Consider the following 13,275-nt stretch of genomic DNA (forward strand, 5'->3'; position numbering starts at 1 on the left):
CGCCTGTATCACCAGTTACGGCAAGATTTCCATTTGAAATCACAACTGGCTCAATCAGTCGTTCGCACAGTAATGGCACGTTATAAAGCCGTTGAAACCCAATTAGGTGACCAACCTTACTGCTACCCAACTGGCAAAAAGCTACCAAATGGCCGGCCAGAACTAGTTTGGGTCCATCGTGATTGTCAGTGGTTATGGCAACCCATTAATTTTTCCCAACCGCAAGCTGATTTACAGCGGGGCCGTGATTGGTCGTTTTTGAGTAATGGTGACTTATCCATCAACACGTTGGAAAAGCGTATTCGGGTTACCCCAGTTTGCCACGGTTTACAGGAATATCTAGCTAGTGAACCCATTACTAGTGCTGGTCACGGTTTTGAACAGTATCTAGATGGCACTTGGAAATTTGGTGTGGCTAAAGTCTTACACATTCGCGGTAAATGGTACCTGCATATTGCCATGACCAAGGACGCTGACGAGCTTCAATTGTCCAAGAACCCGAAAGTCGTTGGCATTGACCGTGGACTACGTTTTTTAATCACTACTTATGATCATCAACAACAAACGATTTTCGTTTCGGGTAAAACCGTTCAGCGCAAGCGAGCGAAATTTAAGGAAACTCGTGAAGCACTTCAACGCAAAGGAACTAAATCAGCCCGGCGTCGTTTAAAGAAAATTGGAAATCGAGAGAACCGCTGGATGACAGATGTGAATCACTGCCTATCTAAGACACTCGTTACGACGTATGGTACAGATACCTTATTCGTGTTGGAAGATTTAACCGGTGTTAGCTTTAACCGCGATGATTTACCTAAAGCCTTACGAAACGATAATAGCTCGTGGGCCTTTTATCAACTTGAAATGATGTTGAACTATAAAGCTCACCGTCAAGGAAGTCTCGTCTTAAAAGTACCCGCTAACTTTACTAGCCAACGTTGTCCTAAATGCAAAATAATCAATAAAGAAAATCGAGATCATCAATACCATCAGTATCAATGCGCTGATTGCGGCTATTGCTCTAATGATGATCGAGTTGGGGCGATGAATATCCAGACACTGGGGCAGCGTTACATTGCTGGTAATACTAAGCCGAGGTTTAAAAAGCCATAATTAACCAAAACAACAGTTGCTTAGCAAGACTTCGCAATTAAACGGGCGTCGTCAACCGTCCGATATGATGTAGTCACTTTGGGAAGGGAGTATCAGGTAACTGATATGTTTGACCACCGCGGGAAGTTACCGCGTGAGCTACAAGCCCCTTATTTTAATAATGGGTGTGTTGACCCGTTATCCCTCATTTAGCTATAAAGTCATGGGTCTATTATAAGCTATTTCACCTCACTTTGGCGAGATGGTTGCCTTTTGCAAACGCAATAACTGCCAGAAGTTAGTTTGAACCCCACAACTGGTTTGAAAAATGCTATGATGAACGTAATCATCACTTAAGGAGCTGGTGCTAGTGTCACCCATTTTTTTAAGTAGCTTAAGTATCCCACTCGCGTCACTGATCATTCTGGCCGGATTTATCCTGACCGGTGTTTCGGAGACTCAAAACGGGATTATCGCTCGGCGCAGCATGATTACAGTCGGCCTCTTGCTGACCCTGATTGGCAGCATCTGGCTTGGAATCGCGATTGAATCCAGTACAATTGCCCCACTAATTCACTAATGGGCGTATAATAGAATTATCGTAGGTTTACTAATCATTTGGCACATGCATTGAAACTGCCTAATGGCTGAGAAAATGAGAATGATGAGGTGTTCATTGTGGAAAGTACGACTGTTAAAGTAGTGTCTCCAAACGGATTTACGGGTGATACCGTTAACCAATTGACCAACGAATTATCGAAGTTTAAAACCAAAATCATGTTGAAGTATCAGGGCACGACGACCATTGCCAATAGCAGTTTGGGTGTAATGAGTCTCGGTGTTCCAGCCGATGCGACCATTCAAATCAGTGTTGATGGCACCGCCGAAGACTTACAGGCGGTTGTCGAGGCACTGGTTGCTGGCAAGTTTGTTACAACGCTGTAAACTCATTTGATTGTTGAAGTCAACGCTATCACGTCATAGCGTTGGCTTTTTTGCGTTTGTGATGGCCGTTAACCCCTCTTTAATTTGTGAGTGCGTTAAATCGCCATTTAAAATCGTAAACTTTTCTTAAGATTGTAATATACATAATCTTGATAAATCAGCTTTTTATCGTCATCAAATTGTGATGTTTTCGTCACATTTGTCAGCGCATCGTTACACTGCCGTAACCACGACTGTGTTACACTTACACCAGTATTTTGATGTTGAAATGACCCGCCTAGTCTCAACTGGTCATTTCGTTTATCCATTAACTATGATTATTGGGGAGCAGATTATGATGAAAATTTCAAAGCCCTTATTATTAGGCGCCCTTACTGTTGGGGCCGTTTTTTTAGGCACCAGCAATGGCGCACAAGCTTCGTTAACGCCTTCAAGTAGTCAACCACGAACTGATATGGTTGATCTATCTAGTTGGCAAGCTAACCTAAGTAGCAGCGATTATCAAACGATGGCAGATGCTGGCGTCAAAGCCGTCGCAATTAAAGCCTCCGAAGGTACAACGTACACCAACGGCATTCTTGCTAAACAAGTTCAGTACGCTCAAAATGCTGGTCTCGCCGTCAACTATTACCATTTCGCTCGTTTCACAACGACCGCTGAAGCGCAAGCCGAGGCCCAAACCTTTATCAAGGCCGTTCAATCCGTTACCGACGCCAAGAACATGGTGATGGTGGTCGACTTTGAGGCCAGCAACTTTCAAAATCTATCCAAAGCGACCAACAACCAAAACTTGGCAGCTTTCGATGAAACGTTAGCTGCGGCTGGTTACCAAAAAACTGACCTCTACACGATGGCAAGTTGGATTGGCCGTTACATTGATACCAATGCTTCTAATAAAGGGTGGTTGGCACAATGGCCATCCAATCCAAGTGGCGATGCCTATCCAAGTGCTAACGCCTGGCAATGGGCCAGCGACTACCGGTTCTCCGGCGAATCACAGGATCTTGATGTGAGCCAACTGAACAACGATTTTTACTTGAACGGTGCTAGCACCGCAACCTCAACGCCATCTTCAAATGCCTCAACCCCATCAACGAGTTCGCAGGCAAGTGGCAGTGATTCGGGATCGACCGAAACGCCAACAACGACAATCGTTAAGGTGCCCACAACGACATCGACTTATTCTAAGGCTCGTTCGGATTCAGTTAAACTGATCTGGCGTGCTAAAATGGGCCGTCACGCCTACCACACCACTTCGGGTGCCCGCTACTCAAAGCACCTTGGTACGCGTTATGCATCAATGAGCAACTTACCAAACACCACGTGGTACACCAACTATCACGAAAAACTTTACAATAAGAAAAAGGGAACGTCTGCCATCTACTACCACATTGTGAGTGGCAATGGCAAACATGCCGGTTGGATCTGGCGCGGTTACTTGCACGCAGGCGTGAACCCGAACGCTTAATCTTAGCATCACTAATTGTTCAATTGAAAAAGCACCCACCTTTCACACTTCGAAAGTTGGGTGCTTTTTCAATTAAATCGGTTGATACATTCGGTCATTCTACTAGCCAGCATCCTGATTAACGTTAGACACTCAAATTGCTATCCATTCAAGTCTAGTTCATCATTAACTCATTTAAACGTTTTATATAGCTTTTTGCATTATACAAAATACACCTGATTTTACCAAAAAATTATCAACAACCCCAATTCGGCGTATACTAAGCTTAAGGAGGTCCTCACTATGACCGAAAAATCATCTGAACCTTATCAACCAACGTTTAAGAAAATCAAACGCGGCATCCAAGGATCATGTCCTCAGTGTCACCGACCCATGACCATTTATTACGGGATGAACCACTGCCCATCTTGTGGTAACTTTTTTAAATCAAACTTCATCGTTAAATAATCAATAACCTGAAAAAACCGCCACGCTATTGACTACTTCAGCGTGGCGGTTGCTTCATTTATTGACCTCATATTATTGATCAGTTGCGTCCTCACTGTCAACAACTAAAACCCGTTCCTTAGCGTTACGAACGACGTAAGCCGTTGTGGAACCAAGTAATAACCGGTTAATGGCATCCGCCCCCGATTTACCAATCACGATCAACTCAATATCGTGTTCGTTGGCATATTTCACGATTTCGTGTTTAGGGCTACCCGATTCTACCACGGTCGTTGCAATGACTCCCGCAGCTTCTACCTGCCGTTTAATCTCTTCTAAGACCTGCTGGGCTTGTTTCGTTAGTTCACCTGATAAATCGTACGGGATACTTCCAGAGGCAACAATAACGCGTCCTTGGTCAACGACGGCCATTAAGGTCAACGTTGAACCGAAGTACCGGCTGATTTGAATGGCTTCTTGCAGTGCTGATTGCGCGTTATCACTACCGTCTAGTGGCACCAAAATTTGCTGATACATGCGAGATGCTCCTTTCTCTCGTTAGCAACTTCTACTTATTTGTAGTATGCCGGAAATTGAAGTTGGACGCAACTAATGTGCATTTAAACAAAATGTGGTGTATTCGAAGCGGAGATACCACCGGTTAGCGTAACCTGATGGCTGCCATGTGAGACGCGTAAGGAATATTTACCCGGTCGTAACTCGTATGACTGCACCGTATGCCCGTTCGTCACAACGCCGCGTTTAACCAGTTGCCCTGCTCGATAGATACCGTAATGGAAATGATACCGACTTGGCTGCATATCTGCTTGATATGCCGTTAATACCACGTGCAACTTGCGATGATGGCGAACCGTGACGCGTCGAGTCGTTTGCGTCGCATGCTGAGATGATTGCAAACTGGAAGTTAGACGGGTTGCCGCTTGGCTTGGAACTGCCCGTTCACTTGTCAGGGACCCCAATAACACCCATCCGACTACCAGTAATTGAATCATCCGCATTAATTTCACGCTCGCATCCCCCTTTTACAAATTATGCCTAGTGTACAGGACGCGAATTAACAACGTGTAACAATCAGGTCACAATTCATCACTATTTAGTAACAAAATATTTCAGTGATTTCTAATGTTTCTGCTGTTTTTCACGATTTCGTCACTTTCTGCTGGTAATTACGCAGTGAGTACGATAACCTAGTGAAGTGAATTTTTTAAAGGAGTTGAATTTTTTGAAATTACAACAAGCAACCCACGCTGATTTAGATACCATTATTGATATTTTAAGCGATGGCAGTAACCAACTCGCCGAATCCGGCGTTGATCAATGGCAAGGCGATTATCCATCTCGAGACCAAATCAACTACGATATTGACCACGGCTTTGCCTACCTCGCAAACTCTGATGATGCCGAGACCGTTGGCGCCTTAGCCGTCGTGAACGCCCCCGATCCTTCCTACGATACAATGACTGGTACTTGGTTATTAGATTCGAATGCCTACATCGTCATTCATCGGGTGGCAATCCACTCTAACCACGCCGGTAACGGTTACGCAACGCAACTATTCGAAGCCGTTATCCACCACGTTATTGATGAACACCCTGAGATTCAAAGCATCCGCATCGATACTCACGCTGATAACAAGCCCATGCAACACTTGATTGCTAAAATGGGCTTCACTAAGGTTGGTGAGATTCACGGTGTTTATCACCCTGCTGATGTGAGTTACGTTTACGAAATGTTGCCACACGCTGGTCAACATTCACATCCACAAGCAAGCTAATTTAATTGATACTGTTAACAGGCCATCTCAAATTGAGGTGGCCTGTTTTGTATTTTGTTTTAACCCGATTCAAATATACAGACTCGTTCTCAGCAACCACTTATTTTTTGGAAGATAAAATTTATAAATTATTTTTATTATCGTTAATAAACTAACTTATATAATTAGATATATCTTGGTACATTTTTCATATTGTGATTAGTTGAGCTTTCAAGTTTTGTTAAATACAGATTTGCAACAATTTAATTGCATTTGTAACACGCTGGTAATACGGCATTTAGTTGATTTTTCAACTAAATAAAAAAGAGCTTATCCCCCGATTGAGATAATCCCCTTAAGTAGTTGTGAAATGTTACACTTTGAAAGGAAGTGTATGCTGTATTCTATATCGCCTAATAAATTTTGTAAAGCGCTTTCAGAGAAGTTTTTTGATTTGTTCGATAAATTTATACATTTATGCGACTATTTTGTGCTTTCCCTCAATTAGATATAATTAGAGCGGTCCAATTTCCAAATTGGGATAACTCTAGGTATGAACAAACCTATCGAGCCGAGACTACGCTTCCTCTAAGAATAAAGCCGTTATTTCCTCGATCAACTTGCTTTGATCATTTCGTCGTACTTGGCGTTGATAGGCGTAGGCATCACTTTTCAGCATCGCAATCAGCATATCTGCCCGAAACTGACAACGCTGTAGCGCCAACTGGGGTAAATTCTCGTGTAGCACCTGAGCGAACACCGCAACAACGTCTTGATAATTGTCACTTGAGTAAAAGTAACTCTCGCTAGCCGTTTCACTACCTGCATCCACATTCTTCAACAATTCTTGATTATTCTCACGAAAATGCAGATAACTTTCTAAAACAAACTGAAACTGTACTTTCGGTGCCGATGAATTAGTGTCTAAGTACTGACGACTATCTACCACAAAGGTCGTCAAATCATCATAGACCAGCGCCATACACAGCATTGATTTATTTGCGTAGTGCCGATTAAGATTCCCACACCAATCCCTAACGTTTTAGCAAGCTATTAACCAGTAGCATTGCTTGGTCAGTTGGCGTCACATTAATGATTGGCGGGATTGCCGGTCCATTATCACCCCACTGGTGTTGACAAGGATCAATCTACGAAAGTTAGATCAGCTATTAGGGATTTTCCTTGGTATCGTGGTTGTTAATCTTGGTGTTAAGATGTTGCTAACTGTGTATTTCCATTTAAACAGCACGTAGATTTTCATCACCATGCCACTTTATGCTAAAAAAATTTCAGCGCATCCTATCTTGCATATCTATTTCAATTTAGCAAAGGTTTTCGTTGATAACGCTTGTAATTTTGCATGATTTTGGTATAATTATCTATTGTTATGGAGAGTTGGCAGAGTGGTAATGCACCGGACTCGAAATCCGGCGAACCGGCTAATACCGGCGCGCAGGTTCAAATCCTGTACTCTCCTTAGAGGAATCCAATTAGCTCACAATGGCTATCAACTTACTAGCTGTTGTGGGCTTTTCTTTTTGAAAAATCTAGTTGGTTTCGATTATCTAAGCCATTTACCCACCTAAATCAATGAATATTCAATTTCAAGGCTTAGCTGTTGTGATACTGGTAATCACAGTCTACCAAACTAGACCTCCTTATTATTAGATTCAATAAAAATCTTTAGTAGTTTTATACAACGATTACAAGCACTTTCGTATAACATCATCTCAATCTCAAAAAAATAGCGTCGTGAATCTTGAATTAGATTCACAACGCTATTTTATTTTTGAAGTTCAACACATTCGTTTTTCGCGCGTAGTTTAATATTCCATCAAACTAAAAATATCGTACCCTTTAATCTTGTCGCGTCCGTTCAAGTCCTTCAATTCAATCATGAAGGCTGTTCCGACGACGACTCCGCCAAGGGCTTCGACTAACTTAATGGTTGCGCTAATGGTCCCACCAGTTGCTAACAGGTCATCCGTTACCAACACGCGTTGGCCTGGCTTGATGGCGTCCTTATGCAGGTAAAGTGCTGATTCACCATATTCTAGCTCGTAGGTTGCTTTAACCGTTTCACGAGGTAACTTACCCTCTTTACGAGCAGGCGCAAACCCAACGCCTAATTCATAGGCTACTGGACAGCCCACGATAAACCCACGCGCTTCTGGTCCAACGATCATTTCAACGTCCTTGCTGCGGGCATAGTCCACCAGCAGATCCGTTGCGTAACGGTAGGCTTCACCGTTTGCCATCAATGGGGAAATATCCCGGAACATTACGCCGGGTTCTGGGTAATTCGGCACGGTTGCAATGTAGTCTCTTAAATCAAGTGTCATTATTAGTAGCTCCTTTATTCATCCTCGAGATAACTCGAGATCAACTGTTTCAAATCCGCTGTTTCACTATACAGCAATTGTTTCTCAGTTTCAATTTGAGTTTGTCGCTGTTCGTAACTTGGTGCGCTCTCAATCGCATGATGGGCAGGTGAAGCAACGGGATTCATCACCCCGTGTTCAATGGTCACAAACTGTAATTCCGTAAAAATCTGCAGCATGAGGACCAATTGTGGCGTTTTGAGCCGCAAATACGTGGCGAGTTCACCCAATCGATGCGCCACATCGACGTTTTGGTGCGTTTGCACGAACTTAAACAGTTTAGCATACTCTGCTCGATCTGGCATCCCTAACAAGTAGTGACTTTCTTTCAGGTAGAAGTACACCACGATTTGATCTGCCGAAACCGCGGTCAGTGCAGTCTGCAAATCCGTTAACGTTGCGGGACAATCGACCAAGTATAACGTTGTGGCGTGTTGCTTCGTTAACCGGTCGGCATCGCTTAACAACCAACTCGTTGCCGTTGGTGGTAGCTGAGGTTGAAGTTGCTTATAGAGCCGTTCGTTGAAGAAGACATAGGTGCCCTCTGAATCAGCAAACATCGACCGTCTGAGGGATTGTGTCCGCTGATCTTCAACAATGATGCCAGAGATCGCAATGTCTTTGACCATTAATTGAAGCAACGTTCGACCCTGCCAAACGTTCACGTCGATTTGACCAACCAGTTGGACCTGATCCGCAGCGCTCTGCAGTGTCGGTGCCAGCGCTCCCTGCCCAAAACCAATGGCGTTTAACGTTTGGCCAGCATCCGCTACTTGAAACTTCAGGTGTTTACCATCCGCCCCGATTGCCTTCACATTTTGAACTTGTTCAGGTTTAAAGACAAATAACGGTACCGGATTATCCGTCCCAAATGGTGCTAATTGGCGGAGCTGTTCGTAAAGCGGCATCGTCACTTGGTCAGTCGTTAACTGGGTTGCAATCGGTAGCTGAACCTTCGGCTGATCCGTTAAGTGCTGATCTTGGGCCGCTTGATCAAAGGCCGCCTGCAATGCCGTCAGTTGGTCCGCCTTAGCGGTCATCCCAACTGCGGCCGCATGTCCACCGAAGTTGACTAGCAGGTCACGGTGGGCATCAAAGGCTTCAAATAAGTTAAAGCCCTCAACGCTTCGACCAGACCCCTTCGCTGTGCCATGGTCAGTTTTAACATCCAGCACAACCGTCGGCTTACCCGTGGCTTCAACCACCTTACTAGCCACGATTCCTAAAACACCTTCGTGCCAACCAGTTCCCGTAATAATCAACGCCGGGTGGTCACGATGCTGTTCATCTCGAGCCTGCGCTAACGCAACATCACTAATATCGGCGACTAATTTTTGGCGATACTTGTTTTGCTTTTCAGTCAACTCAGCCAATTGTTCAGCCCGTTGGTCATCTCCGGTCGTCAAAAGTTCAACTGCCGGCGCCGCGTCATCTAAGCGGCCTAACGCGTTTAAACGAGGGGCAATCCCAAAACCAATCGATTGTTCATCTAATTGTTCTGGATCGATGCCGGCCGCTTTGATCAAAGCAATTAAGCCAAAGCGGTCCGTTTGTTTCAGCATTTGAAGACCAGCAGTCACTAAGACCCGGTTTTCGTCAACTAACGGGACTAAATCGGCAACCGTCCCGATTGCCGCCAAGTCCAACAATTCTTGTGGCACTTCTTCCAAAATCGCACCGGCAACCTTAAATGCCACCCCAGCACCAGAGAGGCCACCAAACGCATAATCACCTTCTGGATGACGCGGATGGATCACCGCGTAAGCGTCAGGTAACGTTTCTGGCAGCTCATGGTGATCCGTTACGACAACATCCACGCCAAGCTCATTCGCTCGTTGAATAGCATCGTGGCCGGAAACGCCGTTATCACAAGTCACGATTAGTTTTGTACCGGCCTTGATCAACCGTTCAAACGCATCCACGTTGGGCCCGTAACCGTCCACAAACCGGTTGGGGATAAAGTAGTCAACATTGGCACCAATTTGGTTCAATGTATCATACAAAATCGCCGTACTCGTGACGCCATCGGCATCATAATCACCGTAGATCGTAATCTGGTCGCCAGCGATGATCGCCTCTTGAATTCGGTCAATTCCCTTTTGCATATCATGCATACTGAAGGGATCATGGAGCTGCGATAAGTCCGGCTTTAAAAACTGCGTGATTGTTTCCGCCGTGTCGTATCCGCGATTAACCAGAATTTGGGTGACCATCGGATCAAGCGATAATTCAGACGCTAACGTTTTCGCTGCTTCACCGGGTTCATCAACCCGTTTGATTTGCCAATCATAATGTGCGCTAATCACGGTTGGGCCTCCTTATCATCGCTGTCAACAGGTGTTACTTCGGCGTCAATTGGTGTAAGTTGCTGCTTCAGCCGAGCATTTTCCGCCTGCAGACTTGCCAGTTCAGCAGCCTGCTTCTTCGCATCACGCTTGGCTTGAACGGACGTTAACGTTGCAAATAAGAACATTAACAGGGCGCCAAGAAACACTGCGACCAATAGAATCAACACCAGTGGCCAAGTCACGACCGTAAAGCCAAAGTGAATCGGGACAGCCGTCGTGTTCATCACTGAAAAAATTGCAATCAAAATCACCAGCAAGATACCGATGATCACACTTCCTTGCCGTTTCAATCGAACCCCTCCTCCAGGATTATTCCCGTTCTTTATCAAACGGAATATCGATTAAATCAAAATCCTTCACAACCTTGGTGTTTTCAAACACCGTTTGGGCTTGTAATTCTAGATCATGCGCCAATTTACCATTGTATCGGGCGGAAATATGGTTTAACAGCAACCGGCCAACACCTGAATCTTTTGCAATGTGAGCCGCTTGTAAATTAGTAGAATGGTAGTAGTTTCGTGCTAAAGTTGCTTCATCCCGTGCAAAGGTACTTTCATGAACCAACACATCAGCATGGTTGGCTAACTTGTAACTGTTTGCCGTTTTCCGGGTATCGCCTAAAATTGTGACGGTCCGGCCCTTTTGTGCGTGGCCAATATAGTCTTTGCCGTTAACCGTTCGACCGTCTGGTAAAGTCACTGTCTTACCAGCCTTAAGTTGACCGTAGAGTGGTCCAGATGGAATATTATCCGCCCGTAATTGATCCACCATCAGTTCGCCTTGATGGTCATGTTCAACCACCCGGTAGCCAAAACATTCGATTTTGTGATCGAGGTGTTCCGCATACACCGTAAACTTATCATCGTGATAAATCTCGCCGCCATCACTTAATTCAACGAATTCAATAAAGTAGGATAGCTTAGTTTCGGAAACCTTCAAACTCGTTAACACAAAGTTACGAATGCCCTTGGGACCATAAATGGTCAATTTACCACTACCACCTTGATTTGACCGGCTACTCAGTAAGCCTGGTAAGCCAAAAATATGGTCACCGTGTAAGTGGGTAATGAAAATTTTATCGATTTTACGTGGTTTGATCGTTGTTCTTAAAATTTGGTGTTGCGTGCCTTCACCGGCATCAAATAGCCAGATTGAATTGCGCTCCTCAAGCAGTTTCAAAGCCAGGCTACTAACGTTTCTAAACTTCCCTGGTGACCCAGCACCAGTTCCTAAAAATTCAATTTGCATGTTCGTCGTCCTTTTCTAAATCAAGGGTCCTCGTGACCCTTGATTGCGCTGATGATGCTTCAAAAACCGTCAATGCTAACCTTAATATTGTAGCATAATATCACCGAATCATGATGGAGAGCTTTCGGCAATCTAACTAACTGTTGATTAAAAAACAAGCAAAAACCATCATACCAGTATTTTAGAACCGGGACAATAGTCATTGCGCTGCAGTCTCATTATCTCCTATTTGTCACGGTCTTCGATTCAATCGTCATTCCCCATCATGCTTTTCAATTTGGTAGGCGCGCCACTTAATCTGCGGTATAATTTAACTAGCTTTTAGTTAAAGGAGGCTTCACCATGCAGCTGGGTGAATTATTGACCCTTTTAGCACCACTTGACCCCCAACTTCAATTTGGCATGGAAGCCAAACCGCCAACGCCGATCACGGCCGTTATTCCAACCGATTCACGGCTTATTTTAGCTACTGAATCCGGCACCCCGTTATCAATCAACCAGTTTCGAACGCTTGTTGCTGAAGCTGACCCTCAACTCACAGTGCAAACTGCGCAACATGACCGGTTATTTGGATTTCGCCAGTCCCAGCGTTGGTTACTATTTAAGTAATCCGTAACATTATCTTTTAGGAGGTCTACCATGAAACGTCCAAAAACAGCCCTAGTCAGCCTTTTGCTCATCGGGGTTATCCTGACCGGTTGTGGTTCTTCAACCGGCTCTAAGTCCTCAAAATCAGCCAATTCAACGGCAACTAGTTCTTCAAGCACGACTTCACGTAAAACACCGGAAAGTGCTGCCAATCAGCAAGCCACCATGAAACCGTACAGTGTGCCAAAAGCTGATCGTCAAAGTCAGCAATATCAAAAATCCGGTGTCCTGTCGCTTCCAGGTGAATTTTCGTACGATCGCGTTGGTACTAAACTCCAGCTGGTCCAAAAACACACCTACAAACAGCAGACATCAACCACCGGCCTCCGCTACCGGGTCACAATAATTAAGACGATTAAAAATACCGCCAAGACAGCCGCCGCAAAATCAATGGCTGCTCAGGCCTTTAATATTCAACAGATTCCGAATCCTTACCGGACCGTCCAATTGACCTTTAACGTCACCAATTCACGTAATCAAACCGTCAAAATCGACGGAATCAAACAAATCACCATCAATAATAAAGGCACTGTCACCAGCGCAAGCGGTCTGAGCGATGCCAGTGCTGGTCAAAGTGTTGGCGCTCACCAAACTAAAACTTTTACCGCCATGGTATTGGCCGGTCCAGCAGATTACCGGGTAACGCACTTAAGCGTCGCCTTTTCTGGTAGTTACTCGACTAGTGGTGATACTTTGTCTAAGGCGCCTAGTGCGTTAGCATTGTCGTTGCAATAGACTAACAATCTACTCTGTCAAAAAACAAGTTACTGCTTAGCAGGTGACTTGTTTTTTTATTATCGTTTGTGTCCAGCGTAAGCATGTTTAGTTTGTGAAATAATTCTGGTTTTCTATTGTGGGAAGATGCCGCGGAAGGCTCCGGCGCTATGCGAGGCTGGAACGCAGTGGCGGGCCTACGAGCTAGGAACGGAAGAAGACCACTTCCGTGCC

The 13,275-nt window shown here is 44.8% G+C and carries 15 protein-coding genes and 1 tRNA gene; 9 read left to right on the top strand and 7 right to left on the bottom strand.

The features are described from left to right. From ACYVR3_RS15070 to ACYVR3_RS15090, 5 genes are all read left to right on the top strand, one after another. Positions 1-1,110: RNA-guided endonuclease TnpB family protein (locus tag ACYVR3_RS15070; RefSeq protein WP_461244888.1), on the top strand; the 1,110-nt coding region annotated here is incomplete at its 5' end. A gap of 349 nt (positions 1,111-1,459) precedes the next feature. Next, a complete protein-coding gene (locus ACYVR3_RS15075; protein ID WP_461244889.1) occupies positions 1,460-1,669 on the top strand; it encodes a hypothetical protein in 210 nt (69 codons plus the stop codon). 98 nt (positions 1,670-1,767) lie between these two features. After that, positions 1,768-2,034 (top strand): HPr family phosphocarrier protein, encoded by a 267-nt coding sequence (locus ACYVR3_RS15080; protein ID WP_461244890.1) that lies wholly within the window; start codon positions 1,768-1,770, stop codon positions 2,032-2,034. Positions 2,035-2,368: 334 nt separating this feature from the next. Next, a complete protein-coding gene (locus ACYVR3_RS15085) occupies positions 2,369-3,502 on the top strand; it encodes a GH25 family lysozyme (RefSeq protein WP_461244891.1) in 1,134 nt (377 codons plus the stop codon). A gap of 282 nt (positions 3,503-3,784) precedes the next feature. Further along, a complete protein-coding gene (locus ACYVR3_RS15090) occupies positions 3,785-3,949 on the top strand; it encodes a hypothetical protein (RefSeq protein ID WP_054733522.1) in 165 nt (54 codons plus the stop codon). Between the two features lie 72 nt (positions 3,950-4,021). Here the strand turns inward: ACYVR3_RS15090 and ACYVR3_RS15095 are convergent, their stop codons facing one another. Then, positions 4,022-4,465 carry a universal stress protein gene (locus tag ACYVR3_RS15095; RefSeq protein WP_461244892.1) on the bottom strand — a complete coding sequence of 148 codons (444 nt, stop codon included), beginning with the start codon at positions 4,463-4,465 and terminating at the stop codon, positions 4,022-4,024. An 83-nt stretch (positions 4,466-4,548) separates the two neighbouring features. Next, positions 4,549-4,956, bottom strand: coding sequence for a hypothetical protein (locus tag ACYVR3_RS15100; RefSeq protein ID WP_461244893.1), 408 nt, complete (start codon positions 4,954-4,956; stop codon positions 4,549-4,551). Positions 4,957-5,171: 215 nt separating this feature from the next. Here ACYVR3_RS15100 and ACYVR3_RS15105 point away from each other — a divergent pair, with 215 nt between their 5' ends. Further along, on the top strand, positions 5,172-5,723 hold the full coding sequence (locus ACYVR3_RS15105) for a GNAT family N-acetyltransferase (protein ID WP_461244894.1): 552 nt from the start codon (positions 5,172-5,174) through the stop codon (positions 5,721-5,723). A 556-nt stretch (positions 5,724-6,279) separates the two neighbouring features. Here ACYVR3_RS15105 and ACYVR3_RS15110 read toward each other — a convergent pair. After that, positions 6,280-6,684 carry a TetR/AcrR family transcriptional regulator gene (locus ACYVR3_RS15110; RefSeq protein ID WP_461244895.1) on the bottom strand — a complete coding sequence of 135 codons (405 nt, stop codon included), beginning with the start codon at positions 6,682-6,684 and terminating at the stop codon, positions 6,280-6,282. 407 nt (positions 6,685-7,091) lie between these two features. Here ACYVR3_RS15110 and ACYVR3_RS15115 point away from each other — a divergent pair. Continuing rightward, positions 7,092-7,179 (top strand) — tRNA-Ser (locus tag ACYVR3_RS15115). Positions 7,180-7,525: 346 nt separating this feature from the next. Here the strand turns inward: ACYVR3_RS15115 and ACYVR3_RS15120 are convergent. Genes ACYVR3_RS15120 through rnz form a run of 4 tightly spaced genes read right to left on the bottom strand, consistent with a single transcriptional unit; the run spans position 7,526 to position 11,679 of the window. Next, complete coding sequence (locus tag ACYVR3_RS15120) at positions 7,526-8,044, bottom strand: adenine phosphoribosyltransferase (RefSeq protein ID WP_054733489.1); 519 nt, start codon at positions 8,042-8,044, stop codon at positions 7,526-7,528. Positions 8,045-8,058: 14 nt separating this feature from the next. After that, entirely contained in the window at positions 8,059-10,389 is a 2,331-nt protein-coding gene (gene recJ / locus ACYVR3_RS15125) for a single-stranded-DNA-specific exonuclease RecJ (protein ID WP_461244896.1), read from the bottom strand. Next, positions 10,386-10,721 carry a LapA family protein gene (locus ACYVR3_RS15130; protein ID WP_054733485.1) on the bottom strand — a complete coding sequence of 112 codons (336 nt, stop codon included), beginning with the start codon at positions 10,719-10,721 and terminating at the stop codon, positions 10,386-10,388. Before ACYVR3_RS15130 ends, recJ begins: the two co-directional genes overlap by 4 nt. Before the next feature lie 19 nt (positions 10,722-10,740). Continuing rightward, complete coding sequence (gene rnz, locus ACYVR3_RS15135) at positions 10,741-11,679, bottom strand: ribonuclease Z (protein WP_461244897.1); 939 nt, start codon at positions 11,677-11,679, stop codon at positions 10,741-10,743. Between the two features lie 342 nt (positions 11,680-12,021). Here rnz and ACYVR3_RS15140 point away from each other — a divergent pair, with 342 nt between their 5' ends. Together ACYVR3_RS15140 and ACYVR3_RS15145 are read left to right on the top strand one after the other, a co-directional pair. Further along, positions 12,022-12,288, top strand: a complete 267-nt coding sequence (locus ACYVR3_RS15140) for a hypothetical protein (protein ID WP_461244898.1) — start codon at positions 12,022-12,024, stop codon at positions 12,286-12,288. Positions 12,289-12,318: 30 nt separating this feature from the next. After that, entirely contained in the window at positions 12,319-13,062 is a 744-nt protein-coding gene (locus tag ACYVR3_RS15145; protein ID WP_461244899.1) for a hypothetical protein, read from the top strand. The last annotated feature ends 213 nt before the right edge of the window (positions 13,063-13,275 follow it).

Source organism: Secundilactobacillus muriivasis (assembly GCF_054785195.1).